Origin of the sequence: Paracoccus limosus (assembly GCF_009711185.1) — a bacterium.
GTDB lineage: Bacteria > Pseudomonadota > Alphaproteobacteria > Rhodobacterales > Rhodobacteraceae > Paracoccus > Paracoccus limosus.
The window spans coordinates 13,548-37,538 of sequence record NZ_WMIF01000015.1 but is presented as its reverse complement, the minus strand read 5'-3'; the positions used below and the strand labels follow the sequence as shown (position 1 = coordinate 37,538).

The window sequence follows — 23,991 nt, the reverse complement described above, 5'->3', positions numbered from 1 at the left end:
CTCAGCCCTTCATGTATTTGGCTTCGACATCTTCGATGGCGCAGACGTTGCCGGCCGAACGGCCTTTGGGATCGAAATTCATCGTCTGGGCCAGCCACGCATCGGCGATGGCCTTGGCCAGTTCGGTGCCGATGACGCGGGCGCCCATGGTGATGATCTGGGCGTCGTTCGACAGCGCGGCGCGCTCGGCCGAATAGGTGTCATGCGTCAGCGCGGCGCGGATCCCCGGCACCTTGTTGGCCGAGATGCAGACACCGATGCCGGTGCCGCAGACCAGAATGGCGCGGTCATATTTGCCGTCCCGCACCGCATTTGCCACCCGATCCGACAGATCGGCATAGAAGGCGTCCGGGCCCTCGTCAGTGCGCGAGATCTCGGCAACCTCGTGCTTGTCTTTCAGGTGATCGGCCAGAACCTTGGCCAGACCTTCACCCGCGCTGTCGCCTGCGATTGCCAGTTTCATTTCACGTCTCCGATGGTTGCGGCGCACCGCGCCAGAATGTCCAGATAGCCTTCGACCTTCCAGGCCGAGCGCCCGATAAACAGCCCGTCGATATGCGGGCAGGCGATCAGTTCCTCGCAGTTCTCGGGATTGACCGAGCCGCCGTAGAGGCAGGGCACGCGCCGGCCCAGAACCTCCTGCGCCACCGCGATGATCTCGGCCTGACGCGCATCTGCGTAATCCGAGGTGGCGGGGATGCCGTTCACGCCGATGGCCCAGACCGGCTCATAGGCGAGCAGGACCGGGGCATCGCTGTCAGCGACGCCAGCCAGCGCACCGCGCACCTGCGTCTCAAGCACCTCGCGAGCGCGGCCGGCCTCGCGTTCGGCCAGAGTCTCGCCGATGCAGATCAGCGGGATCAGGCCGTGGCGAACGGAGGCGGCGGTTTTCAGGCCGATGGTCTCATTGGTTTCGCCGAAATGCTCGCGGCGTTCGGAATGGCCCAGCTCGACAATGTCCAGCCCGCAATCGGTCAGCATCAGCGGGCTGATCTCGCCGGTCCAGGCGCCGTCGTCGGCCCAGTGCATGTTCTGCGCGCCCACCTTGACCGAGGTGTTGGCAAGAATTTCCTTGACCTGCCGCACGGCGGTAAAGGGCGGGATCACAAAGCGCTGGATGCGGGGATCGCGCGCGGCGTCGGCACTGGCCAGCGCGGTGGCAAAGGCCTGCGCCTCGGCCAGGGTCTTGTTCATCTTCCAGCTGGTGCCGATCCAGAAGTCGGTCATCTTTCAGTCCTTTGCGATGGTCAGCCGCAGGCCGGCGCGCTCGATCGCGGCGCGATCGGCGGGCGGCGGGGCGGCATCGGTGATGATGGCGTGGAAATCGGACAGCGCGGCCAGCTCATGCAGGGCCGAACGTCCGAAACGGTTGTGATTGACCATGAGCACGGCGCGGTCGGCGCCGGCGATCATCGCGCGCTTGGCCCGCACGGCGGCATCGTCCATGTGGAACGCGTGCAGCCCGGCCACGGCGGGGGTCGAGACAAAGGCCAGATCGGCGCGCAGCCGCGCCAGCGCATCCTCGGTCACGACGCCGAAAAAGCCGTTGAACTTGGCGCTGAACGTGCCGCCAAGCGCGATCAGCGTGACGCGCGGCGCGGATTTCAGCGCCTCGATCACGGCGGCATTGTTGGTGATGACGGTCAGCGGCGCCTTGTCGGTCAGCCGCGCGCCCAAAAGCGCCGCCATCGAGCCGTCGTTGACCATGACGGTCATGCCCGGTTCGACCAGATCCAGCGCGGCGCGGGCCATGCGCGCCTTGGCATCGGCATCCTGCAATTCACGGATGCGGAAATCGCTTTCGAACTGGGTTCCGGCCTCGATGGTCGCCCCACCCCGCACCTTGCGCAGCAGGCCCGCCTGCTCAAGGTCGTCCAGATCGCGGTGGATGGTCATGCGCGAGACGCCAAAACGATCGGCAAGCGCGTCCAGCTCGACCGCGCGACTGGCGGCCAGCAGATCCATGATCGCCTGTCTGCGGTCGTCGCGCTTCACCCGAAGTCCCCCCTGTTCGGCGCGGTTCTAACACGAACCACGCAATTCGCAACATTATTTTTGTGACATTGTGATTACCGTTTGTGATTATTGTTGTTATCGCTGCCAGAGCGGGTTATGCAGCCGCAAAACCGGAGGATTGCCATGCCCCTAGATTCGCCCAAAGACCCGAAGATCGCTGCCAAGGCCGCGCTTGACCCGGAGAATTTCGCGCTTGCCAACTGCATTCGCGCGCTCAGCATCGACGCGGTGAACGCGGCCAATTCCGGCCACCCCGGCGCGCCCATGGGCATGGCCGATGCGGCCGCTGTCCTGTTCGGCAAGCACCTGAAATTCGACGCGAAAAACCCCGACTGGCCGGATCGCGACCGCTTTGTTCTGTCGAATGGCCACGCCTCGATGCTGCTTTACAGCGTGCTGCATCTGACCGGCTATGAGGACATGACCATCGAGCAGATCCGCAACTTCCGGCAGTGGGGCGCGATCACGGCCGGCCACCCGGAATACGGCCATGCCAAGGGCATCGAGACCACCACCGGCCCCTTGGGTCAGGGCATCGCCACCGCCGTCGGCATGGCCTTGGCCGAGCGCCGGCTGGCCGCCGAATTCGGCGACGATCTGGTCGATCATCACACCTATGTCATGCTGGGCGACGGCTGCCTGCAGGAAGGCATCGGACAAGAGGCCGCCAGCCTTGCCGGCCATCTGGGCCTTGGCAAGCTGATCGTGCTTTACGATGACAACGCCATCACCATCGACGGGCCGACCTCGGTTTCCTTCTCGGAAAACATCCCGGCCCGGTTCGAGGCGATGGGCTGGCATGTGCAGTCCTGCGACGGTCATGACGGCAAAGCGCTGGACAAGGCGCTGACCGCCGCCAAGGCCGAAACCGCCAAACCCTCGCTGATCGCGATGAAGACCGTGATCGGTTTCGGCTCGCCCAACAAGGCCGGCAGCTATGCCGTCCACGGCTCGCCCTTGGGCAAGGACGAGGCTGCGCTGACCAAAGAGGCCATCGGCTGGTCGGCCGAGCCCTTTGTCATCCCTGACGATCTGGCCGCTGAGTGGCGCGCCATCGGCAGCCGTGGCGCGAAAGCCCGCGCCGATTGGGAAGCCCGTCTGGCCGCAAAGCCGCAGGACACTCGCGCCGAATTCGACCGCCGCCTGTCCGGCACCCTGCCCGGCGATTATGAGCCGACGCTGCAAGACGCCCGCGCCGAGCTGTTCGCCAATCCGAAAAAGGCCGCGACCCGCAAGGCCAGCCAGATGGCGCTTGAGGCGCTGACGCCGGCCCTGCCCGAGATGATCGGCGGCTCTGCCGACCTGACCGGCTCGAACCTGACGCGCGTCAAGGCGGTGGACAGCCAATACACCCGCGAGGCGCCCGGCCGTTACATCGGTTACGGCGTGCGCGAATTCGGCATGGCCGCCGCGATGAACGGCATCAACCTGCATGGCGGCTTCATCGCCTATGGCGGCACCTTCCTGGTGTTCTCGGACTATGCCCGCAACGCGATCCGTCTGTCGGCGCTGATGGGCGTGGGCACGATCTATGTCATGACGCATGACAGCATCGGTCTGGGCGAAGACGGCCCGACCCACCAGCCGGTCGAGCATCTGGCGTCCTTGCGCGCCATCCCGAACCTGACCGTTCTGCGCCCGGCCGATACGGTCGAGACGCTGGAGGCTTGGGACATCGCCATCCGCAACCGCCATGTGCCCTCGCTGCTGGCGCTGTCGCGTCAGGACGTGCCGCAGCTGCGGCTCGAGGCTGGCACCGAGAACCTGACCGCCAAGGGCGCCTATGTGATCCGCCAGTTCGGTGAGGGCCGCGACGCGACGCTGATCGCCACCGGCACCGAGGTCGCCATCGCCGTCGAGGCCGCCGAAAAGCTGCACGCCGAAGGGCTGTCGGTCGCCGTCGTCTCGATGCCCAGCTGGGAGCTGTTCGACGCCCAGCCCGAGGCCTATCGCAAGGACGTGCTGGGCGATGCGCCGCGCGTCGCCATCGAGGCCGCCGGAAAATTCGGCTGGACCCGCTATGTCGCCAGCGAAGACGATGTGATCGGCATGACCGGCTTTGGCGCCTCGGCCCCGATCGACCGGCTCTACAAGGAATTCGGCATCACCGCCGAGGATGCCATCGCCCGCGTCAAGACGCTGGTAGGAAAGTGACAAAGCCGGGTCCGGGGGCTTGTCATTCCCCCGGGCCCGGTCCAGAAATACAACGTTCTCGGGGCGGGGTGAGACTCCCCACCGGCGGTGATAGCCCGCGAGCGCCCCTGCCAGCCGGCAGGGGGTCAGCAGATCCGGTGAAATTCCGGGGCCGACGGTCATAGTCCGGATGAAAGAGAATGGGGCTGGTCATGGCATGCCGTGGCCTGTCCTGCGATCGCCTTGGGGCCATTCTGTGATCAGGAAAGGTTCCGATACCATGACTAAACCCCTCAATATCGCCTTCATCAAGGCCCGCTGGCACGCAGATATCGTTGATCGCGCGCTGGAAGGCTTTACCTCGGATATGGCCGATGCCGGCACGCCTTGCACGGTCGCGGCCTTCGACGTGCCCGGCGCGTTCGAGATGCCGCTTCTGGCCAAGAAACTGGCGCAGACCGGCAAATATGATGCCATCGTTGCCGCCGCACTGGTGGTGGATGGCGGCATCTATCGCCACGATTTCGTCGCTCAGGCGGTGGTGTCGGGGCTGATGCAGGCACAGATGGAATCCGGCGTGCCGACGTTCTCGGTCAGCCTGACGCCGCATCATTTCCATGCCAGTGACGAACACAAGCATTTCTACCGCGAGCATTTCGTCAAGAAGGGCGCCGAGGCGGCCAATGCCGTGCGCATGGTCGCCGCGCTGGCGGTGTAACGGCATCGGCGGGGCGGGAAACCGCCCCACCGTCGTTGCGGATCAGGCGCGCGGGCGCTGACGCGAATTGCCCGGCAGTTCGATATTGATTTCAAGGCTGGACAGATCATCGCTGCGTTCCAGCTTCACATCGACCGCATCGCCGTCGATTTCCAGATGCTTGCGCACGACTTCAAGGATGTCGCGCTGCAGCATCGGCAGGAAATCGGGATTGGCGACCGAGCCGCCGGCGCGTTCATGCGCCAGCAGGATCTGCAAGCGGTCCTTGGCGGTCTGGGCCGAATTCGGCTTGCGTGGACGGAAAAGCGAACTGAACATCAGGCCGTCCGCCCCAGCAGCCGCTGGAGGAACCCGCGCCGCTGATCACCCGAAGTCACCTTCATCTCGATCTGTTCGCCGACCAGACGGCCGACGGCATCCATATAGGCCTTGGCCGCGCCCGAGGTCTCGTCCAGAATCACCGGCGTGCCCTCGTTCGAGGCCTTCAACACGGTCGTGCTTTCCGGGATGATGCCCAAAAGCGGGATCGCAAGGATCTCCAGCACGTCCTGAACGCTCATCATCTCGCCCTTGGCCGAACGGGCCGGGTCGAAACGGGTCAGCAGCAGCTGCGCCTTGACGTTGCTGCCATCGCCCTTTTCGGCAAGGAAGGTCTTGGAATTCAGCAGGCCCAGCACCCGGTCGCTGTCGCGCACGGACGACACTTCGGGGTTGGTCACGACGACCGCCTCATCGGCGTAATACATCGCCAGATGCGCGCCGCGCTCGATCCCGGCGGGGCTGTCACAGACGATATAGTCGAAATCCTCGCGCAGCTCGTCCAGAACCTTCTTGACGCCCTCTTTGGTCAGCGCGTCCTTGTCACGGGTCTGCGAGGTCGGCAGGACATACAGGTTTTCCAGCCGGCGATCCTTGATCAGCGCCTGTTTCAGCTTGGCGTCGCCCTGAATCACGTTGATGAAGTCAAAGACCACCCGGCGTTCGCAGCCCATGATCATGTCGAGGTTGCGCAGACCCACATCGAAATCGATCACGACCGTCTTGTGCCCGCGCATCGCGAGCCCTGCGCTGATGGCGGCCGACGAGGTGGTCTTGCCGACCCCGCCCTTGCCGGATGTCACTACGATGACCTTGCTCACGAAACGATTCCTTTCCGTGTGTTACTTGAGGGTTTCGACGCGCAGCTTCTCGTCCTCCAGGAAGACCTGGACGAACTGGCGCGGCGTGTCGGCGGCCAAAGCCTCGCTGGTGGTGTAAAGCCCGGCGATCGCCAGCAGCTCGGCATCCAGCGCATTGCAGAAGATGCGCGCCGTGGTGTCGCCGTTCACCCCAGCCAGAGCGCGGCCGCGCAACCGGCCATAGACATGGATATTGCCCGAGGCGATGATCTCGGCGCCCGAGCTGACCGGGCCGATGATGATCAGATCGCCCCGGTCGGCAAAGATGGTCTGGCCCGAGCGCACCGGCTGGGTGATCAGCCGCGTCGTGGGCAGGGGCTCGGCTGCGGCGGCGGCCAGTGCCTGTTTCGGGTCGCGCGGGCTGTGATCGCGTGAGACGCGTTCCAGCGGCACGCTGCGCCCGCCACCGGGCGGCAGCACGACAAGGCCCGCCGCAATCGCGGCCTCGGCCTGTTCGGCTGTGCCGTTCTGCACGCCAAAGACCGAAAGCCTGCGTGCGCGCAGCGCCTCGGCCAGATCGGCCAGATCGCGCGGACCGCCCAGACCCTGCGATTCCTCAAGATCCAGCACCAGCGGTGCATTTTCGAAAAACAGCGGCGTCTGCAGCAGCTTTTCATCCAGCGCGTCGAAAAAGGCCTGATCGGCGCGCCCGGTAAGATGCAGGGCGATGGCGGTAAAGAACCGGCCCCTGACCTGCAAAGGTTTCACGCTCGCGACTCTGCGCGTCGCGCCATTGTTCTTGCCTTGCGCCTGCACCGCGGTTCTGTCCGATCCTCTGGCCCGCGAGAATCCCGCGGGTCGCTGTTTTGTGTCTCTCAGTAACCGCTCAGGCGAGCAGCGTCCATGTCTTTCCCCGATTTTGCTGCTGCAAAGCCGGGTCTGGCAGACTCTCGCCATTTTGATCGGTCGTGTCGCCGGGCGATCAGGCCTTCAGCACCACCACCGCCTCGCTGGTCTGCATCTGGAAGGTCAGGCTTTCCTGCAGATACAGCGTCACGCCTGCGGCATCATGGCTGAGATAGCCGATCGAGATGTCCTGACCCAGCCACAGGTCGAAATCGCCGCCGCGCGTGCTCACCACGGCGCCGCCCTCCAGCGCCTGGCTCCATGCGACCGGGGCATCGACCAGCTTTTCCAGATGTTTCAGCACCGGATAGCCGTCCTCGGCGCCGCCGGTGGCCTCGGTAAAGGCGGCGGTGCCAAGGACCAGCGCATAGGGGCCGTTGACGCCGGCCAGCCGCAGCCCGCTGACGGCGCGGGCCACCGCCTCGGGGTAATCCGCGACATCCTTCGGCAGCGGCACGGCGGCATTGCTGCTTTCGGGCAGGATGCCCTTGATGCCGGCATCGGCATAACCCTGAAACACCAGCCGGTCCTCGGCCAGCGCGATCTGGCGGGCGGCATCCTTGAGCGGCTGCCAATCGCTGTCATTGGCGCCGCGCGCCACATCGTCGATGGCGGCGCGGCTCAGGCGAAACGGCACGCGCAACTCGACCAGCGGATTGACCTCGCGCTGGCGGCAATCGACGCCCTCGGCCAGCGCGCTGGCCGGGCGCAGATGCCCGGTGCCTATGGCCGACAGGTCGAACCCCTCGGGACCGTGCAGATCGACGACGCGGCGCGCGCCCAGATAGCGTTTCAGCGTGCGCGCGGCCTCTTCCTCGATCTGGGCCCATGCGGCATCGCTGATCGGGGCAAGGCTGCGGTGAAGGTTGTCCATGTCAGTTCCCCTGTTTCAAGGATCCAATGCCCAGCGAACCCTGCGGGCGCGGGTCGGGTTCATTCGGCGCGGCGGGCGGCAGGGCCGGCTGGCCCGCGCCGATGCGGTCCAGCAGACCGGCCGAGGGCACAAAGAACAGCGCCCCCGTCACCGGCGTCGAGACGTCCAGAATGCGGTCGTAATTGCCCGGCGGCAGGCCGACGAACATGTTCGTCAGCATGGTCTCGATCCGGCCCGGCTCGCAGGCGTAGCCGATGAAATAGGTGCCGAATTCGCAGCGCGCCGGGCTGCCGAAGGGCATGTTGTCGCGCAGGATCTGCAACTGATTGCCTTCGGCGTCATTGATGTTGGTCAGCACGTTATGGGCGTGGCTGGCCTTTTCGGCATCGGGAAATTCGATATCCGACAGCTTGTGGCGGCCGATCACCTGTTCCTGCGCCTCGGTGCTCATCGCCTCCCAGCGGGCCATGTCATGCAGGTATTTCTGCACGATGACATAGCTGCCGCCGGCGAAACCCGCATCCTCATCGCCGATCAGCACGGCACTGCTGCGATCCGCGCCGGCCGGGTTTTCGGTGCCATCGACAAAACCCAGCAGGTCGCGGTTGTCAAAGAACTTGAAACCCTGCGTCTCGTCCTCGACGGTGGCCACGCTGCCAAGGCGGCGCATGATCTGGGTCGCGAGCTCGAAACAGAAATCGGGCCGGGTCGCGCGGATATGCAGCAAGATGTCGCCCGCCGTCGCAGGCGCCCGATGCACGCCCGCGATCTCGCGGAACGGGTGCAGGCCCTGCGGGTGCGCGCCCATGGCCAGCCGGTCCCAAAGCCCGTCGCCGATGCCAAGGACACAGCTGAGCCCGGCCCCGGCATTGCGAAAGCCGACCGCACGGATCAGCCCCGGCAGATCGGCACAAAAATCGCGAAAGGCCTGCAGCGCCGCATCATCCCCGTGCAACGACAGCGTCAGGAAGATGGCATTGGCGGTCAGGTCACCGTCGACAGGCTGGCTGGAGAACATGGGCGATCCCTTTGCGCTGGCAGACCAGAGGAATGAACCCTCATGTCCGGCCAAGTGCAAGGGGGGTCGGCCGCATCAACCCGCCGCATCGGTCCGTTGCGTCAATCGACCGCATCCAGCCCCTGGCGGCGCAGCCGGGCCAAAAGCGCAACCTCGGCCTCGGTCAGCGCGATGCCCTGCGTCAGCGCCTGTTCACGGGCGGCAAAGCGGCGTTGCGACGGCAGGCGGGCGCCCTGCCCCAGAATCGCGGTGAACAGGCCCTCGGCCCGCGCCATCGGATCGCCGGCGCGCCCGGCTGCGAATTTCGCCGGGTCAAGGGCCAGAATCAGCTCGCCGTGATGGGGCGCCAGCGTCGTGGTGCCCAGATAGTCCAGTGCCTCGGGGCTGGTCAGATCGCCGATCATCGCGCCGGCCAGCAGCTCGATCATGGTCGAGATGGCCGAGCCCTTGTGCGCGCCAAAGGGCAGCATGGCGCCGGCCAGCGCCGCCTCGGGGTCGGTGGTGGGCTGGCCCTGCGCATCGACGGCCCAGCCCTCGGGCAGCGGCTTGCCGGCCTGACGGTGCAGCTCGATCTCGCCGCGCGCGGCAACCGAGGTGGCAAAGTCAAAGACATAGGGCGGCGCATCGCCGCGCGGCCAGCCAAAGGCCAGCGGGTTGGTGCCCAACAGCGCGGCGCTGCCGCCGGCCGGGGCGACGGTGGCATAGCTGGGGCACATCGCCAGACCCGCCAGCCCTTGGGCGGTGATCGCCTCGATTTCGGGCCAAAGCGCCGAGAAATGCGTGCAATCGTTGATGACCAGCGCCGCCAGCCCCAGATCGCGGGCGCGCTCGCACAGGACCGGCAGGCCAAGATCAAAGGCGGCGGGCGAGAACCCGTCATGGGCCAGCACCCGGATCACGCCGCCGCCGGCATCGGCCAGTTCGGGCAGTGCGGTCGGATCGACCTTGCCGGCCTTGACCGTGCGCAGGCAGCCTTCCAGCCGATAGATGCCATGCGATTTGCAGCCGTCGCGTTCGCCGGCGACGATGGTGGCAGCCAGCGCGCGGGCCTGCGCATCGCAGAACCCGGCGCCGGTCAGGATTTCGGTCACTTCGGACAAAAGCGCATCGACGCTGATGGCGGGGCGGGACAAGGGGCACCTCATTTCGGACGAAAGGCCGCAGGCGGCCGGCGGCTTGGGTCTAGCCCCGCGCGGCGGCGCAAGGCAAGGCGGGGCCGGCCCCGTGACGGCTAGAGCACCGCGCTGAGCCCGCCATCGGCATAGATGATCTGCCCCGAGATATAGTTCGAGGCCTCGGAGGACAGAAAGATCGCCAGCCCCGCCAGCTCGTCCGGGCGGCCCCAGCGCCGGGCGGGGGTGCGGCCCTTGACCCAAGCGTCGAAGGCGGCGTCGGCCAGCAGCGCCTGGTTCATGTCGGTCAGCATATAGCCCGGCCCGATGGCATTGGCCTGCACGTTATGCTGGCTCCATTCGGCGGCCATGGCCTTGGTCAGCATCTTGATGCCGCCTTTCGAGACCGTGTAGGGCGCGATCGTCGCCCGCGCCAGATCCGAGGTCAGCGAGCCAAGGTTGACGATCTTGCCCCGCCCCCGCGCCGCCATCCGCCGCCCGGCCTCGCGGCCGATGACAAAGGCGGCGGTCAGATTCACATCCAGAACGCGGCGCCAGTCGGCGGTGTCCAGCTCCAACATCGGGCGGCGGAACTGGATGCCGGCATTGTTGACAAGAATATCGACCTCGACCCCCTCGGCATCGAAGCGGGCGAATGTGGCCAGAACCGCGGCCTCGTCCACGACATCGAAGGGGGCGGTCAGCACGTCAAAGCCTTGGGCGCGCATTTCCGCCGCCGCGCTTTCCAGACGCTCGGCATTGCTGCCGTTCAGGATGACGCGGGCGCCGGCAGCGGCCAGCCCCTCGGCCATGGCCCGGCCCAGCCCGCGCGAGGATCCGGTGATCAGCGCGGTGCGCCCGGTCAGGTCAAACAGCTTCAGGCTCATGGTCGGCGGCTCCCTTTCGATTTTCTCCCGGCGCCGAGTTAGACGGATTGCCCTGCCCGCTTCAACCGCGCTTGTCCGGCCGGTCCAGACCACCCGACAGCGATCCTGTCCAAATGGTCATGTTCACCTTATGCGCGAAGTCTGGCAAAAGGCCTTCAGTTGTTAACAAGTGCCTGTTTGTTGTTGTAACGATTTGTTCTGGCGAATGTTTCGCCTTGCGGGCGGCCGGTTTCGGCCGCCCGAATGATTTTGCGAAACCTGTCCCCGAACCTCGGCCAATCCGCCCTAACCCTGCGCCAGGTTGCGCATCAGCCGCTCGCGCAGCGGCGCGACATGGGCATTGCCGCGCGTCACCGCCTCATAGACCTCGGGCGCGTCCTGACCGACCATCGCCAGCGCCTGCATCAGCAGATCAAAGCTGCGGGTGCGGATCGCCGGATGCGGGTCGAACCCCGCCATGGCCCGCGCCAACAGATGCGTCAGCCCCTGCGTCATGGCGGCGTGGCGGTCGTGGTCCTGCGGTGTGCTCAGGATCGGGCGCAGGCCCAGCCGACGCAGAAAGCCCGCCACTCGCCGCCATTCCCCGCGCAAGGGGCACAGCACGACCCGCCCCCCTGCCGGCGCGCCGGTGCAGCTTTGCGGGCCGAACATCGGATGCGTGGCCAGCAGCTGCACCGATTCGGGCAAAAGCCGCAGCATCAGCGCCGCCGGCCCCTCTTTCACCGAACAGACATCCAGCACCATCTGCCCGGCCCGCAAATGCGGCGCGATCCGGCGCAGGCTGGGTTCCAGCGCCGGGACCGGCACGGCCAGCAGCACGAAATCGAAATCCCCCGCCGCCTCGGGCGCGGCCAGGGCCAGCCCCATCTGCCGCGCCAGCGCCCCGGCCTGCGGATCGGGGTCGCAGACCGCAAGGCGCAGATGCGGCGCCAGCAGCCGGGCGCACAGCCGGCCAAAGGCGCCAAAGCCCACCAGCAGCAGCGAGGGCTGGAGCGCGGGCGTCGAAGCGGGACGGGTGATCATGGCGGTTTCCTTTACTAAAGAACGCCAGGGTCACGAGGGGCTTTCAGGGCATGGGCCGGACCGCTGGCAGAGGGACAGCGGTGGCATGGCAAGGCATCCGCTGCGTCAGGGCAGCGGATAATAGCGGCTGGTCAGGATCAGGGCCTTGCGGGTCATGGCGCGGCGCATAGTCCCGCGTGGCGGCCGGGTCAAGCCGCCCTCTGCTCACGCGCCCAGCCCCTGTAGCATGGCGGCCACCTGCGGCATCCGCGAAAGCGTCGCCTGCAACCGGCTGCGCCATGCCGGGCCGCTGTCGCGCGCCAGCTCAAGGGCCTCGCGCAGATCCTCGGGGCGGTCCTCGGCCAGCGCGCGGATCAGGAATTCGGCCTGAGCGCGGTCCTTGCGCGCCTTCAGCGTCTCGGGGCCATCGCGGCGGCGGTCGGCGACGATCAGCTTGTGGATGGCAAAGCGTTCCGGGCGCGGCACCTGCACCAGCACACCCGAACGATACAGCAGCGGCACCTGTATCGGGTCGGCGATCAGGTAATTCAGGTAATGCAGCGCCTGCGCCGAGACCCCCAGCGCCGGCAGGTCGCGAATCGCCTCTTCGGCGCCAAAGGCGGGGGTCAGGAATTCGACCAGCGTCTGCTGGCTGCTTTGCCGCCAGCGCCAGACCCGCGCGCCATCAACCGAGGGCAGCGGCTCGAAGCTGAGACCCTGGAACACCTCGGTCAGCGGCTCGGTCACCTGATCCTGCAAGACGATGGACAGCCGCTCGAAACTGGCGATGTCGACGTCATCGGTCATCGCCGCCTGATCAAAGCCGATGCGCTGGCCCAATTCGCCCTCGTAGCAGCGGAAAGCCTGCGTGCCGATCAGCGTGCCGCCCAGCCGGAACACCCCGGCCCGCGCCATGGCCGAGACCACCTGCCCGGTGGCGCGGTCGGTCATCAGGCAGCCCTCGGCGCGCAGGATGCGCACCAGCCGGGCCTGTTCACGCTCACGCTCGCGCATGGCGGCGCGCAGGGTTTCGGCGCGGGCGATGCGGGCCTGCAGCTCGGGGCTGTCCTCGCCGATATAGCGGTCCACGGTCTGCGCGCCGATGCGGAAATGATCATACCAATAGCTCTTGCGGCCGACCTGTTTCAGCCGCGGCGTGCCGCGCAGCCCGGCCACGGCGCCGTCGCGCAAATGCCGCAGCAGGTCGGTCCAGGCCGCGACCGCCACCGGAGACAGGTTCTGCATGGGCATCCTACCCCACATGAATATTCCCGTGGGGTATAGCACGATGCCGCGCACTTTCCTACCCCACGGAAAAATTCCTGTGGGGTATAGGCAGGACCGCTCTGGATGCGCGCACAGGCGCCGCTATAGTCGGCGCGCCACAGCAAGGGATGCGGGGAATGGCGCAGGAACGGGACGACCGGCCGCAGATCGATATTGCGCCGCTGGTGGCCGCAGCCCAGGGGCTGCTGGCGCGACCGGGGCGGCAGGTGCTGGCGATTGCCGGGCCGCCCGGTTCGGGCAAGTCGCGGCTGGCCCAGCGGCTGGCCGCGCAGCTGGATGACCCGCCGGGGCGGGTGGCGATCCTGCCGATGGACGGGTTCCACTACGATGATGCGGTGCTGCACCAGATGGGCCGCCGGCCGTGGAAGGGCGCGCCCGACACCTTCGATCTGGGCGGGCTTGGCGCGATGCTGGCGCGGCTGCGCGATCCGGCCGAGGGCGCGGTGGCGGTGCCGGTCTTTGACCGCGATCTGGAAATCTCGCGCGGCAGCGCCCGCATCATCGGGCCCGAGGCGCGGCTGATCGTGATCGAGGGCAATTACCTGCTGCTGGATCGCCCCGGCTGGGACAGGCTGCGCGCCGGCTTCGATCTGACAGCGATGATCGAGGTGCCCGAGGACGAGCTGCACCGCCGCCTGCTGCGCCGCTGGCAGCGCCACGGGCTGGACGAGGCCGAGATTGCGTTCAAGCTGCAGGAAAACGATCTGCCCAATGGCCGCGTGGTGGCGCATGAAAGCCGGCCCGCCGATCTGGTGCTGCGGTTCTGAGCCCGGCTTGACCCCCGCCCCGGCATCCGACAATTTGCCCGCGCCCGGCCATGGGACGAGGTCGGAAATGGCACGAGGCCCGAAATGGCAAGGAATGCGATGCAGGAATTCAGCCAGCTCTTGCGCGGCCGCCGCTCGGTCCGGGCCTATACCGACCAGCCGGTGGACCGTGACACCGTGGCCGAGATCCTGCGTCTGGCCCGCACCGCACCCAGCGGTGCCAATCTGCAACCGGGGCATTTCCACGTCCTGACCGGCGCGCCTTTGGCCGATCTGACCCGCGCCCTGCAGGCCGAGATCGGCGCCGGCACCCCCGAGACCAGCGAATATTCCTATTTCCCCGACCCGATGCCGCCGGTGCTGAAACAGCGCCAGCGCGCGGCGGGCTATGCGCTGTATCAGGCGCTGGGGATCGCGCGGCGCGACATCGTCGGACGCCAGCAGCAATTCCTGCGCAATTACGGCTTTTTCGGCGCGCCGGTCGGCATGGTCGTGACCATCGACCGCGCCATGGGCAAGGGCTGTTTCATGGATCTGGGGATGAGCCTGATGGCGCTGTTTCTGGCGGCCGAGGCGCGGGGGCTGGGCGCGACCGGCATCGGCGCCTTGGCCAATTACGGGCCGCAGGTGCATCGGCTGCTGGACCTGCCCGCAGGTCAACTGGTGGTCTGCGGCGTGGCGCTGGGTCATGCCGACCCGGATGCGCCGGAAAACCGGCTGCGCACCGAACGCGCCGGGCTTGACGAATACGCCAGCTTTCGCGGCTTCTAGACCCGCTCAACCACCAGCGCGGTGCCCAGCCCCCCGGCGGCGGCAATGGCGCACAGGCCCAATTGCCCCGGCTCGCGCAATTCGTGAAACAGCCGCACCACGTTGATCGCGCCCGAGGCGCCGATGGGATGGCCGCGTGCCAAGGCGCCGCCGCCCGGATTGACCCGCTCGGGCGGCAGGCCGGTTTCGCGCAGGCAGGCGATGGCCTGCACGGCAAAGGCCTCCATCACCTCGATGGCGGCAAAGGCCCCGGGCGCCAGCCCGGTCTCGGCCAGCACCGCCCGGATCGCCGGCACCGGCGCCAGCCCGGGCAGCGCCGGATCGGCGCCCAGCGTCACGCCATGCACGATCCGCAGCCCCGAAAGTCCCAGCCGCCGCGCCCGCGCGCCGGGGATCAGCAGGCACAGCCCCGCCCCATCCGCCGCCACCGCCGTATTGGCGGCGGTGACGCTGCCACAGAGCACCGGCGCCCGGCCGCAGGTGCGCAGCGAGATGGCGCGGGCAAAGGCGTCGTGATCCTGCCCCAGCAGCGGCGTGATCTCGGCCCGCAGCCGGTCGCGCGCAGCCAGCGCCCGGGCATGGCTGGCAACCGTCCATTGGTCCTGATCGGCGCGCGGGATCGCCAGCGCGCGGGCCAAAGCCTCGGCCGCCTCGGGCATCTCGGGGTCGCGATCCGGCCAGGGGGTAAAGGGCGGGCGGTCATAGGCCACAGGCGCGCCGCCCTCGGGATCGGTGCGCAGCCGCAACGGGCGGCGCGAATAGCTTTCGGCGCCGCCGGCCACCACCACCTCATGCAACCCGCCCCGGATCAGCGCATCGGCCAGCAGCACCGCATCCATGCCGCCGCAACATTGCCGGTCAAGGCTCAGCCCCGCGACGCGCTCGGGCAGGCCGGCGGCCAGCGCCGCCAGCCGCGCCGGATTACCGCCGCCGCCAAGGGCATTGGCAAGGATCAGCTCGCCGACCCGATCCGCAGCCAGCCCCGCGTCGCGCAGCAGATCCGCCAGCACGGGCGCGGCCAGATCATGGATCCCCAGCCGCGCCAAGGCGCCGCCCCGCGGCACCACCGCGCTGCGCCGGGCCGCGACGATCACCGGCGCGGTCATGGCGCCGCGAATCGCGCGGCCAGCCCGGCCAGATCGGGCTTGTCCGAGGCCAAAAGCGGCAGCCGCTCCAGAAACACCACCCGGCGCGGCGCGGCGTGATCGCCCAGCGTGGCGCGGCAATGCCGGCGCAGCCGGGCGGCCAGCGCATCGTCCGGCGCCCCCTCGACCACCGCCAGCAGCGAATGGCCGCGCAAAGGATCGGGCAGCGCCAGCGCCGCACAAAGGCCGGCACCCGCCGCGCGCATCGCCGCCTCGACATCCTCCAGAAACAGGTTGCGGTCGGCGACCGTCACCATCCGCCCCAGCCGCCCGCGCAGGAACAGATGGCCGGCCGCGTCCAGCGCACCGACGTCGCCGGTGGCCAGCCAGCCATCCTGCAAGGCCAGCTTCAGGTCCGGCTCGGCATAGCCCGCCGCCAGATAGGGGCTGCGCACCCGGATCTCGGCGCAGTCGGTCAGGTCCAGTTCGACCCCCGGATAGGCGCGCCCGACCGAACCGGGCGGCGTCGCGCCATCGGCAATGGCGATGAAGCTCGTCTCTGAGGCGCCATAGAATTCGCGGATCATGGCCGCAGGGAACAGCTCCCCCAGCGCCGCGCGTGAGGCGGGGTCCAGCCGGCCGCCGCCGCAGAACACATGTGCGACGCCCGGCAGCGGTGCCCCGGCCGCGCCCAGCAGGCGCTGCAATTGCGTGGGCGTGGCATAGATCACGCTGACGCCCCGGGCCAGCGCGTCCAGTTGGCGGCGCGGCCCGTCGCTGGCCAGCACCTCCAGCCCGGCGCCCAGATGCAGCGCCTCGACGCTGGCATAAAGCGCCAGCGAATGGCCCAGCTGGCCCAGCACTGCATAGCGATCCGCCGCGCCAAGCCCATAGGTGTCGCGGTTGACCAGAAAGCTTGCGATCCACGAGGACTGGCTGCGGCGGATGGTCTTGACCCGCCCGCCCGAGCCCGAGCTTTGGCAATAAAGCCACGGCCCCGCGCCCTCGGCCGCGCGCACACCATCAAGGCTGGCATGGATCGGCAGCCGCCGGGCCAGACAGTCCAGCAGCGCGCGCACCGCATCCCGGTTCTGCCCGCGCGCGCCGCAGCCGATCGCCTCGGCCCGGCCGTTCAGCGCAAACCAGTCCCCGGTCGGGGTCACAGCCGCAGGCCACCCGTCGCAGCGCCGCGATGCCATGCCAGCGCGCCCGGACGCACCCGTGCCAGCGCCTGCACCAGCATACCGGTGATGCCGGCCTTCAGCAGATCGCCGGGGATAAAGACCGCGACCAGCCGGAACGCCTCGGGCAGCGAACGGCCGGTGACGATGGCAAGTCCGCTCGCGCCCATGATATACAGCACGACGATGCCGCCCAGCACCGCCCCCAGCCCGGCTGCCAGCCCGGCCGAGCGCAGCCGCACCCGCTCGACAAAAAGCCCGGTCACGAAGGCCGCGACCGGCCAGCCAAGCGCAAAGCCTGCGGTGGGCGAAGTAAACACCCCCAGCCCGCCGCGGCCGCCGGCCAAAAGCGGCAGGCCAAGCGCCACCAGCAGCATCAAAAGCCCCGCCGCAGCCGCCCCCCGCCGCGCGCCCAGCACGGCCCCCGCCAGCATCACGCCCAGCGTCTGCGCGGTAATGGGCACGCCAAAACCCAGCGAGATCTGCGGCACCAGCCCCAGCGCCGCGATCATCGCGGCAAACAGGGCAACCTGCGCAATATTGCGTTCCATCGATGTCTCCGTTTCAATCGTCATCCAACGGCGGCAAGGCCCCGCCCCGCGCCCGCAAAGCTTCGCCGACATGATCGGCATCGTCCAGTGCCAACAGGGTCATCGGCAGGATCAGCTGCCAGCCCGGCCGCCGACGCGAGCGCGCCCGCCATGCCTCGGCCAGCCGGCCCGCCCGCGCCACCAGCACCGGGGTAAAGCGCAGCACCAAGGGGATCGCCAGCTCCAGGGGTTGCGTGCGCAGCCCCAGCCGGCGCAGCGGCGTCAGCAGCCATGACAGCAGATCGACCAGTTCTTCCAGCGCCGTGGTCATGGTGACCAGGTTCGCCAGCGCCACCAGCACCACCATGCGCAGCACAACCACCAGCCCGCCGCGCAGATCGCCCAGCACCCCGTGCCAGACCAGCAGCACCACGACAAAGGGCAGCACCACCCGCAGGCTGCGCAGCCCGGCGCGCAAAAAGACCGGCCCCGGCAGCGCATAAAGCACCGCCACCACGGCCAGCGCGCCCAGCTGCACCGGCAGGCCGCGCGCCAGAAACAACCCGGTCGAGACCAGACACAGCGCCGCCAGCTTGGCCCCCGCCGGCCAGTCCTGCGCCCGCGTCCTAACCGGCGAGGTCAGCGATATCATCAAGCTCTCCCAGCCGGTCCATCTCGGCAGTAAAGACCGGCAGGATCTCGGCCGCCGGCCCCTCGGCACGGATGCGGCCACGATCCAGCCAGAACAGCCGCTCGCAATCGGCCAGATCCTCGGGCTCATGCGAAATATGCAGCAGATGCGGGGCGGCAGCGCGCAGATAGCGGCCCAGCTGGCGCCGCGTCGGAATGTCCAGCCCGGCATAGGGCTCGTCGAGGATCAGCAGCTGCGGCCGCATCGCCAGCACCGCCATCATGCAGACCAGATGCTTTTGCCCCTGCGACAGCGCGTCGACGGGCGCATCCTGCCAATGCCGCTTGTCGAACTGCGCCAGCATCGCCGCCACCCGCGCCTGCGCCTCGGCCTTGCCCAACCCCTGCTGGCGCAGGCCAAAGGCGATCTCCTCGCCGACGCGGGGAAAGATGATCTGATGCTCGGGGTTCTGGAACAGGATGCCCACCAGCCGCAGCGCGGCGCGGCGATCGGCACAGGGGTCGATGCCGCCCAGCCGCAACTGGCCCGATGTCGGCGCGATCAGCCCGGCCAATATCCGCGCCAGCGTGCTCTTGCCCGAGCCATTGCGCCCGACCACACCGATCCGGCGCGCCGCAACCCTCAGCTCCAGCCCCTCCAGCACGGGCCGGCCGGCCACCTCATAGCCCAGCCCGTCCATGCGGATCTCGAACCTGGCCGTCTCTGGCCGCTCCATGCCTGCTCCCCACCGATGCGCGCCCCTTTAAACGCAGATTGCCCGCCCGCGAAAGCCTGCTGATCAGGGCGGCAGACTTCTTTCGTGGTCAAATATTCTCGGGGGTGAATTGCGGCGCAGCCGCAAGAGGGGGCAGACAGCCCCCTCAGCCACCCGCGCAGCCAGCGCCACGGCCGCCCGCCCTGCCCCGCGATTAGTGCAACTCGCCCAAGCCCCGCGCCCGCCCGCCGCTTCGCCTGCTGCCGATTTTCCGGGCAGATGTTGCCGCTATCAGGCAGTTGCCACAACCGGCATCATCACGCCCATTGCGATCAAGGCAGGCAAAATGCGCATTTGCCCTGCGGATTATTCGGCACGCATCTGAACATAAAGACATAATGATCTTTAAATTCCACTTTCCGGTTTTCAGGCAGATCCACGTCACAAATAAGTCGCGTTAACCTCTATTGACGATCGGGCGCGGGAACTTTATCCCCTCCAGTTGTGCATTAAGTTCGCGATCAGCCCGCCAATTGCAGCAGCCAGGCCTGATCGCGGCAATTCCTGCGCGCCCATTTGTGCCATTTACGCTCTTTCGGTTGTTCCATCTTCGATTCCTGCGGGAGTCTGCTCTGTTTGGAGAACACAAAGCATGCGCTCTATCGTCCTCGTTCAGCAGGGATTGCGGGATAACGTCCGCGCCATCATTCAATGCGACGCGATTTCCTGCGTCGAAATCGACGGGCTGCGCAGCGAAAGCCCCCTGACCCCGGGCGAGGCGCCGCTGGCGATCGTGACGCGCAAACCCGCGCGCGGAAAATCGGTGCCGCTGCCCCATCATCTCAGCCGCCTGCCCCGGCTGGATTTCGACCCCGACGATACGTCGAAACTCGCCGCCAATATTATCGATCTGCTGTCCGCCCGTCTGAAAAGGGCCGAAGAGGATGCCGGTTCGGCGCGGCTTTCGGCCTCGATTCTGCGGCGTGAAAACCAGTCCCTGGAAGAAAACCTGAAATCGGTCGAGAATTTCCTTTATACGCTCGGCAATCCGCGCGCGATGCGGGCGCTGTCCTGGGATCCGGTCGGCCGGCTGATCACCATCGCCCCCGGCCAGTCGCTGCTGCAGAACCTGCCGGTGGGCGCGGCCTCGATCTCGGCGGTGGACATCTGGTTTCCCACCGCCCCCCGCGAGGTGCTGGCGCATCTGGACTGCCGGCTGGTCTGCGCCTCGGGTCAGGGCCATACGCTGCGGGCGACGCCGACGCTTGGCGGCATCGACGCGGGCTGGGTGCGCTTTTCGCTGCCCGCCCCCCTGCAGGTGCCCGAACAGGATTGCGCGCTGCGGCTCAGCTGGGCCGGCAAAGAGCCCCTGGCCCTTGGCCTTGGCAATGCCGTGCCCGATCCCGCCTATGCCGCGCATCTGGAACAGGCCGAGCCGCAGGACCATGTCCTGGCGCTCAGGATCTGGAAATCCCTGCCCGGCGTGCGCCTGCCCGAGGCGACGCCGATCCTTGGCGGCGATCTGCCGGCGCTGACCTCGGATGCAGGTTTCCTGTCGCCCTCGGACCTGCCCAAGCCCGAACTCTTTGCCACACCGCCGCTGGTCGATGACCATGTCTCGGCCTCGTTCTGGGAAAACGAGGATGCGGTCATGGTGCATCCTTCGCGCCATGGCGCGGTCTGCGCGGTGATCCGGGGGGTCGAATTGCCGGCGCTGGCGCATCTGTCGGCGCTGGTGAACGTGGGCCATCCGCGCGCGCCCAGCCTGAACTTCAGCGTCGGCGTGGCGCCGCATGGCGCGGTGGACGAAGATGGCTATTGGCAGCGCCGCATGGGCCCATGGGTGCATGGTCTGCCGCCGCAGGGCTGGTCGCAGGCGCATTGCGTCCCGGTCGAGCCGATCGTCGGGCGCGCCGACATCCTGCTGGCGGTGTCGCTGGCCTCGGACCGCGCCAATGACCACAGCTGGGGGCTGTTTCGCGGTTTCCGCATCACCCGGCGCAACATCCTGCCGCTGGCGGCCGAGTGACCCCTGCCATGCCTGCCGTCCCGCCTGCCGCCGCAACCGAAGTCGCGCCGATCACGGTCATCATTCCGACCAAGGGCCATCCGGTCCTGCTCGACGATGCCATCGCCGCCGTGCATCGCGAAATGGCCTCGGGCGCCATCCGCCGGCTGGTGGTGATCGACGACGGCTGCACGCATGACGAGACGCGCGCCAGCATCGCCAGCTGGCAGGCGATCATGGGCGAGACGATGCTGGCGCTGCATTACCCCAATGGCGGGCTGAGCGCGGCGCGCAATCGCGGCATCAAGGCCGCGCTGGCGGCCGATCCCGACATCGACGCGATCCTGCTGCTGGATGCCGACAATACCCTGACCGAAGGCGCGGGGGCGGCCTGCCTGCGCGCGCTGGCCCGCCACCCGGACCACGATTGGTTCTACCCCGATTTTGACTTTTTCGGGCAAAAGGGCCATTATATCGTCGACCGCGATCCCAGCCTGCTGTTTCACGCCCATCTCAACATCTGCGAGGCCGGCAGCCTGATCCGCCGGCGCGTCTTCGAGGCCGGCATCCGCTTCGACGAGGCGATGAAAAAAGGCTATGAGGATTGGGATTTCTGGCTCTCGGCCGCCGCCGCCGGCTTTCGCGGCCTGCCTCTGGCTGAGCCGGTGCTGCTTTACCGCAAGCGCCCGGCCAGCATGCTGTCGCATTCCCACGATCTGGACGGCGAGCTGCGGCGGTTTCTGGAAAGCAAGCACCGCTGGCTGTTTTCCTGTCCCAAGCTGCTCGCGCTGGAAGCCGAGCGTTTCCCCCGTTATGCCATCATCGAGGGCAACAGCGCGATCCTGTGCACCGACCCCGACCATGCCGAGCCGATCACTTTGGCCGAGCTGGAGCGGCGCTATTTCGCGCATTTCGCCGAACCCTATGCCCATCACGCCCCCAGCTTGTTGATCGTGCTGCGCGAGGGGGTTTCGGCACGGCTGAAACAGGCGCGGCTCCTGCGCAATTTCCTGTGGATCTGCGAACGGCGGCAGGCGCGGCGGGTGGCATCGGACCTTGACCTGTTCTTTCTGGACCTGTCGGAAACCGGCCATGTCATCAGCAATGATTGCGGCAATCCCGAACGGCCTGCCGATGGCATGGTCCTTGGGCTTGACGGGCTGCGCCGGCTGGCCGGCTGGGGCGATATCGGCTGGATCCGCGATGTCGAACGCGCGCCGAACCCGCATCCGGTCAGCAGCTGGGGCATCGAGATCGACGGCATGTCGCCGCTGCCGCCGCAAACAGATTCGGCGGGCGAGCTCATGCGCGGCTTTCTTCTGGCCATGCACCGCAGCCGCTTTCGCCCGGCGCTGGAGCAACAATGGCGCTGGCGCGAGCCGGGCGGCGCCTCCAGCCGCGCTATGGCGGTCGAGATCCCGCGCAAGCTGTGTTCGGGCGGTGTGGTCTTTCCGCTGCTGAAACAGCCCGGCCGCAAGGATATCGGGCTGGTGCTGCCGATCTTTGACTTTGGCGGTGTCGAAAAGGTGGCGGCCAGCCTTGCGCGCGAACTGGCGGCGGCCGGGCACCGGCTGCATCTGTTCGTGGCCAGTGACCGGCCGATCCATGGCGATGGCTGGGCGCTGCAATCCTTTGAGACGGTGAACTGGCTGCCCGATCCCGCGACGCTGGACTGGTCGGGGCCCGAATACATGGGGACCGCCGAACCCGCTTGGGGCGAGGGCATGGAGCGCGCCGATCTGGTCGGGCTGCTCGGCTCGATGGATGCGGTCATCAACGCCCATTCCGCCGCGACGCACAAGGTCTCCGACCGGCTGCGGCGGCAGGGCGTGCTGATGATCGATCATGAGCATCTGGTCGAACGCAGCATCTATGGCCGCAACTATGGCCCGCCCAAGCTGGCTCTGGCCTATGAGCATGCCTATGACCTGTTCCTGACCTGCTCGCACGGGCTGGCGGGCTGGCTGAACGCGCAGGGCATGCCGCGCAACAAGCTGATGCCGGTGGTGAACGCCCCGGGCTATCCGATAGATCCCGACCGGGTGCGCACCGTGCTGGAAGAGCGCGGCAGAGCGGTGGCGACAAGCCCGCTGCGCGTGCTGTTCATGGGCCGGCTCGACCCGCAAAAGGGCGTGGCGCGGCTGGCCACGATCTATGCCGGGCTGGCGCAGCAATTGCCCGAGATCCAGTTGGCGATCGCCGGACAGGCCATCGTCGACAACCCCGTCGAGATCAACATGCCGCCGCAGACCCGCCAGATGGGCGCGATGCGGGGCCCGCGCGCGCTGACCGGGCTGCTGTTGCAGACCGATGTGATGGTGCTGCCCTCGCATTACGAGGGCCTGCCGCTGTCGGTGCTGGAAGCGCAGCGGCTGGGCGTGGTCGTGCTGGCCACCGATGTCGGTGCCATGCGCGAGGCGATCGAGGACGGTGTGAACGGTTTTGTCATCCCCGAGGAGGACTGCGAGGCGGCCTTCGTCCAGCGCATTTTGGCGCTGCACGCGGACCGCGCATCGTTGCGGCGGGTGTCAGAGACTGCCTCGGCCAGCGTCAGGGATTGGGCCAGCAGTGCTGCGCCCCTGCTGGACTGGCTGGCAGGACATTGGGAGGAGCCGGTCTGCAGGAAACGGCAGATGAACGCTCATGAAAGGACGATTTGAATTGACGACGCTTTATGCTGCCGCGGTGCGCAATTTCGAAGCTGCCGCCTCGGTCTTGACCGCATTGCAATCCGCCCGCATCGACCTTTTGGACGAGGCGCGCTCGGCCATGGTCGGGCGCCCGAAACTGGGCCTGACGGGCGGCTATAACGCCATTACCCCCGCCTTTGGCGCCTGCCTGCCCGATGGCATGCGCTATGACATCCTGCCCGGCACCGATGGCGAGACCGCCATCGAGCTGCGCGGCGCCGGCCTGACCTGGATGACGCTGGAGGCGCCGCTGCCCGACAGCGCGGAACCGGCCACGAAATGTTTCATCGAATGCATCGCCGGCGCCGATACGCCGCTGGTCGCGGATGTGTTCCTGCGCAGCTTCGATGAGGACGGGCAGGTGCAGGACGGCGGCCATCGCGAATGGCGCATCACCCGCGATGCGCTGTCGCTGTGCTGCATTGAGCTGCCCGAGCCGGACGAGGGCACCAGCGGCCACCGCGTCATCATCCACCTGCGCCATCCGCCGGCCCGCCTGCTGCTGAGCGGCCTCGCCATCACGCTGGTCTGATCCCTCCAAG

24 protein-coding genes and 1 riboswitch are annotated in these 23,991 nt (G+C 67.6%); of the genes, 7 read left to right on the top strand and 17 right to left on the bottom strand.

The window, feature by feature from the left end:
* Window position 1 precedes the first annotated feature (1 nt).
* From derI to GL279_RS11665, 3 genes are read right to left on the bottom strand one after another with little or no spacing between them, the layout of a single operon-like run.
* Complete coding sequence (derI, locus tag GL279_RS11675) at window positions 2-463, bottom strand: D-erythrulose-4-phosphate isomerase (RefSeq protein ID WP_155064818.1); 462 nt, start codon at window positions 461-463, stop codon at window positions 2-4.
* Window positions 460-1,227, bottom strand: a complete 768-nt coding sequence (locus GL279_RS11670) for a triose-phosphate isomerase (protein WP_155064817.1) — start codon at window positions 1,225-1,227, stop codon at window positions 460-462. Before GL279_RS11670 ends, derI begins: the two co-directional genes overlap by 4 nt.
* Window positions 1,228-1,230: 3 nt before the next feature.
* The gene (locus GL279_RS11665; RefSeq protein WP_343039790.1) at window positions 1,231-1,995 is read right to left on the bottom strand and encodes a DeoR/GlpR family DNA-binding transcription regulator; all 765 of its coding nucleotides are present in this window, start codon (window positions 1,993-1,995) and stop codon (window positions 1,231-1,233) included.
* A gap of 144 nt (window positions 1,996-2,139) precedes the next feature.
* Between GL279_RS11665 and tkt the strand changes: the two genes are divergently transcribed.
* Entirely contained in the window at window positions 2,140-4,170 is a 2,031-nt protein-coding gene (gene tkt / locus GL279_RS11660; protein ID WP_155064816.1) for a transketolase, read from the top strand.
* A gap of 50 nt (window positions 4,171-4,220) precedes the next feature.
* Window positions 4,221-4,355, top strand: a riboswitch (FMN riboswitch).
* A 74-nt stretch (window positions 4,356-4,429) separates the two neighbouring features.
* Window positions 4,430-4,867, top strand: coding sequence for a 6,7-dimethyl-8-ribityllumazine synthase (locus tag GL279_RS11655; protein ID WP_155064815.1), 438 nt, complete (start codon window positions 4,430-4,432; stop codon window positions 4,865-4,867).
* Between the two features lie 42 nt (window positions 4,868-4,909).
* Here the strand turns inward: GL279_RS11655 and minE are convergent, their stop codons facing one another.
* The 9 genes from minE to GL279_RS11610 all read right to left on the bottom strand — a co-directional run bounded on the left by minE (window position 4,910) and on the right by GL279_RS11610 (window position 13,035).
* Window positions 4,910-5,185: a cell division topological specificity factor MinE gene (minE, locus tag GL279_RS11650; RefSeq protein WP_155064814.1), complete on the bottom strand. Its 276-nt coding sequence runs from the start codon at window positions 5,183-5,185 to the stop codon at window positions 4,910-4,912.
* Window positions 5,185-6,006 (bottom strand): septum site-determining protein MinD, encoded by an 822-nt coding sequence (minD, locus tag GL279_RS11645; protein ID WP_343039789.1) that lies wholly within the window; start codon window positions 6,004-6,006, stop codon window positions 5,185-5,187. The genes minE and minD overlap by 1 nt, the downstream gene beginning before the upstream one ends.
* Before the next feature lie 21 nt (window positions 6,007-6,027).
* Complete coding sequence (gene minC / locus GL279_RS11640; RefSeq protein ID WP_343039787.1) at window positions 6,028-6,753, bottom strand: septum site-determining protein MinC; 726 nt, start codon at window positions 6,751-6,753, stop codon at window positions 6,028-6,030.
* Window positions 6,754-6,967: 214 nt separating this feature from the next.
* Window positions 6,968-7,765, bottom strand: a complete 798-nt coding sequence (locus GL279_RS11635; protein WP_155064812.1) for a family 1 encapsulin nanocompartment shell protein — start codon at window positions 7,763-7,765, stop codon at window positions 6,968-6,970.
* 1 nt (window position 7,766) lies between these two features.
* Window positions 7,767-8,783 carry a Dyp-type peroxidase gene (locus tag GL279_RS11630; protein ID WP_155064808.1) on the bottom strand — a complete coding sequence of 339 codons (1,017 nt, stop codon included), beginning with the start codon at window positions 8,781-8,783 and terminating at the stop codon, window positions 7,767-7,769.
* Window positions 8,784-8,884: 101 nt separating this feature from the next.
* Window positions 8,885-9,916: an Ldh family oxidoreductase gene (locus GL279_RS11625; RefSeq protein WP_246175288.1), complete on the bottom strand. Its 1,032-nt coding sequence runs from the start codon at window positions 9,914-9,916 to the stop codon at window positions 8,885-8,887.
* A gap of 98 nt (window positions 9,917-10,014) precedes the next feature.
* Window positions 10,015-10,782 (bottom strand): SDR family oxidoreductase, encoded by a 768-nt coding sequence (locus GL279_RS11620; RefSeq protein ID WP_155064806.1) that lies wholly within the window; start codon window positions 10,780-10,782, stop codon window positions 10,015-10,017.
* A gap of 285 nt (window positions 10,783-11,067) precedes the next feature.
* A complete protein-coding gene (locus GL279_RS11615; protein ID WP_155064805.1) occupies window positions 11,068-11,805 on the bottom strand; it encodes a prephenate dehydrogenase in 738 nt (245 codons plus the stop codon).
* Between the two features lie 204 nt (window positions 11,806-12,009).
* Window positions 12,010-13,035: a nucleotidyltransferase family protein gene (locus GL279_RS11610; protein ID WP_246175287.1), complete on the bottom strand. Its 1,026-nt coding sequence runs from the start codon at window positions 13,033-13,035 to the stop codon at window positions 12,010-12,012.
* A 152-nt stretch (window positions 13,036-13,187) separates the two neighbouring features.
* Between GL279_RS11610 and GL279_RS11605 the strand changes: the two genes are divergently transcribed.
* A complete protein-coding gene (locus GL279_RS11605) occupies window positions 13,188-13,838 on the top strand; it encodes a nucleoside/nucleotide kinase family protein (protein WP_155064803.1) in 651 nt (216 codons plus the stop codon).
* A gap of 99 nt (window positions 13,839-13,937) precedes the next feature.
* The gene (locus tag GL279_RS11600) at window positions 13,938-14,609 is read left to right on the top strand and encodes a nitroreductase (RefSeq protein ID WP_155064802.1); all 672 of its coding nucleotides are present in this window, start codon (window positions 13,938-13,940) and stop codon (window positions 14,607-14,609) included.
* Here the strand turns inward: GL279_RS11600 and GL279_RS11595 are convergent.
* The 5 genes from GL279_RS11595 to GL279_RS11575 are packed head-to-tail and all read right to left on the bottom strand — an operon-like array spanning window position 14,606 to window position 18,772.
* Entirely contained in the window at window positions 14,606-15,715 is a 1,110-nt protein-coding gene (locus GL279_RS11595) for a thiolase family protein (protein WP_155064800.1), read from the bottom strand. The two genes, GL279_RS11600 and GL279_RS11595, sit on opposite strands and share 4 nt — an antisense overlap.
* The gene (locus tag GL279_RS11590; RefSeq protein WP_343039786.1) at window positions 15,712-16,857 is read right to left on the bottom strand and encodes an AMP-binding protein; all 1,146 of its coding nucleotides are present in this window, start codon (window positions 16,855-16,857) and stop codon (window positions 15,712-15,714) included. Before GL279_RS11590 ends, GL279_RS11595 begins: the two co-directional genes overlap by 4 nt.
* On the bottom strand, window positions 16,854-17,426 hold the full coding sequence (locus tag GL279_RS11585) for a biotin transporter BioY (protein ID WP_155064798.1): 573 nt from the start codon (window positions 17,424-17,426) through the stop codon (window positions 16,854-16,856). The genes GL279_RS11590 and GL279_RS11585 overlap by 4 nt, the downstream gene beginning before the upstream one ends.
* A gap of 13 nt (window positions 17,427-17,439) precedes the next feature.
* Window positions 17,440-18,057 carry a CbiQ family ECF transporter T component gene (locus tag GL279_RS11580; protein ID WP_155064796.1) on the bottom strand — a complete coding sequence of 206 codons (618 nt, stop codon included), beginning with the start codon at window positions 18,055-18,057 and terminating at the stop codon, window positions 17,440-17,442.
* Window positions 18,032-18,772, bottom strand: coding sequence for an energy-coupling factor ABC transporter ATP-binding protein (locus tag GL279_RS11575; protein WP_155064794.1), 741 nt, complete (start codon window positions 18,770-18,772; stop codon window positions 18,032-18,034). The genes GL279_RS11580 and GL279_RS11575 overlap by 26 nt, the downstream gene beginning before the upstream one ends.
* Before the next feature lie 631 nt (window positions 18,773-19,403).
* On the opposite strand from GL279_RS11575, the gene GL279_RS11570 reads away from it, so the two are divergent.
* Genes GL279_RS11570 through GL279_RS11560 form a run of 3 tightly spaced genes read left to right on the top strand, consistent with a single transcriptional unit; the run spans window position 19,404 to window position 23,981 of the window.
* Window positions 19,404-20,780, top strand: coding sequence for a DUF6212 domain-containing protein (locus GL279_RS11570; protein ID WP_155064792.1), 1,377 nt, complete (start codon window positions 19,404-19,406; stop codon window positions 20,778-20,780).
* Window positions 20,781-20,788: 8 nt separating this feature from the next.
* On the top strand, window positions 20,789-23,419 hold the full coding sequence (locus GL279_RS11565; RefSeq protein WP_155064790.1) for a glycosyltransferase: 2,631 nt from the start codon (window positions 20,789-20,791) through the stop codon (window positions 23,417-23,419).
* A gap of 1 nt (window position 23,420) precedes the next feature.
* The gene (locus GL279_RS11560; protein WP_155064789.1) at window positions 23,421-23,981 is read left to right on the top strand and encodes a hypothetical protein; all 561 of its coding nucleotides are present in this window, start codon (window positions 23,421-23,423) and stop codon (window positions 23,979-23,981) included.
* Window positions 23,982-23,991 lie beyond the last annotated feature (10 nt).

Excerpts from the sequence above, each read along its gene's own strand:
- GL279_RS11670 (WP_155064817.1), bottom strand. The coding sequence starts at position 1,227 with ATGACCGACTTCTGGATCGGCACCAGCTGGAAGATGAACAAGACCCTG.
- tkt (WP_155064816.1), top strand. The coding sequence starts at position 2,140 with ATGCCCCTAGATTCGCCCAAAGACCCGAAGATCGCTGCCAAGGCCGCG.
- GL279_RS11565 (WP_155064790.1), top strand. The coding sequence starts at position 20,789 with ATGCCTGCCGTCCCGCCTGCCGCCGCAACCGAAGTCGCGCCGATCACG.
- GL279_RS11630 (WP_155064808.1), bottom strand. The coding sequence starts at position 8,783 with ATGTTCTCCAGCCAGCCTGTCGACGGTGACCTGACCGCCAATGCCATC.
- GL279_RS11615 (WP_155064805.1), bottom strand. The coding sequence starts at position 11,805 with ATGATCACCCGTCCCGCTTCGACGCCCGCGCTCCAGCCCTCGCTGCTG.
- GL279_RS11620 (WP_155064806.1), bottom strand. The coding sequence starts at position 10,782 with ATGAGCCTGAAGCTGTTTGACCTGACCGGGCGCACCGCGCTGATCACC.
- GL279_RS11570 (WP_155064792.1), top strand. The coding sequence starts at position 19,404 with ATGCGCTCTATCGTCCTCGTTCAGCAGGGATTGCGGGATAACGTCCGC.
- GL279_RS11595 (WP_155064800.1), bottom strand. The coding sequence starts at position 15,715 with ATGACCGCGCCGGTGATCGTCGCGGCCCGGCGCAGCGCGGTGGTGCCG.
- GL279_RS11655 (WP_155064815.1), top strand. The coding sequence starts at position 4,430 with ATGACTAAACCCCTCAATATCGCCTTCATCAAGGCCCGCTGGCACGCA.
- derI (WP_155064818.1), bottom strand. The coding sequence starts at position 463 with ATGAAACTGGCAATCGCAGGCGACAGCGCGGGTGAAGGTCTGGCCAAG.
- GL279_RS11575 (WP_155064794.1), bottom strand. The coding sequence starts at position 18,772 with ATGGAGCGGCCAGAGACGGCCAGGTTCGAGATCCGCATGGACGGGCTG.
- GL279_RS11610 (WP_246175287.1), bottom strand. The coding sequence starts at position 13,035 with ATGCCCATGCAGAACCTGTCTCCGGTGGCGGTCGCGGCCTGGACCGAC.
- GL279_RS11585 (WP_155064798.1), bottom strand. The coding sequence starts at position 17,426 with ATGGAACGCAATATTGCGCAGGTTGCCCTGTTTGCCGCGATGATCGCG.
- GL279_RS11580 (WP_155064796.1), bottom strand. The coding sequence starts at position 18,057 with ATGATATCGCTGACCTCGCCGGTTAGGACGCGGGCGCAGGACTGGCCG.
- GL279_RS11600 (WP_155064802.1), top strand. The coding sequence starts at position 13,938 with ATGCAGGAATTCAGCCAGCTCTTGCGCGGCCGCCGCTCGGTCCGGGCC.
- GL279_RS11605 (WP_155064803.1), top strand. The coding sequence starts at position 13,188 with ATGGCGCAGGAACGGGACGACCGGCCGCAGATCGATATTGCGCCGCTG.
- minE (WP_155064814.1), bottom strand. The coding sequence starts at position 5,185 with ATGTTCAGTTCGCTTTTCCGTCCACGCAAGCCGAATTCGGCCCAGACC.
- GL279_RS11635 (WP_155064812.1), bottom strand. The coding sequence starts at position 7,765 with ATGGACAACCTTCACCGCAGCCTTGCCCCGATCAGCGATGCCGCATGG.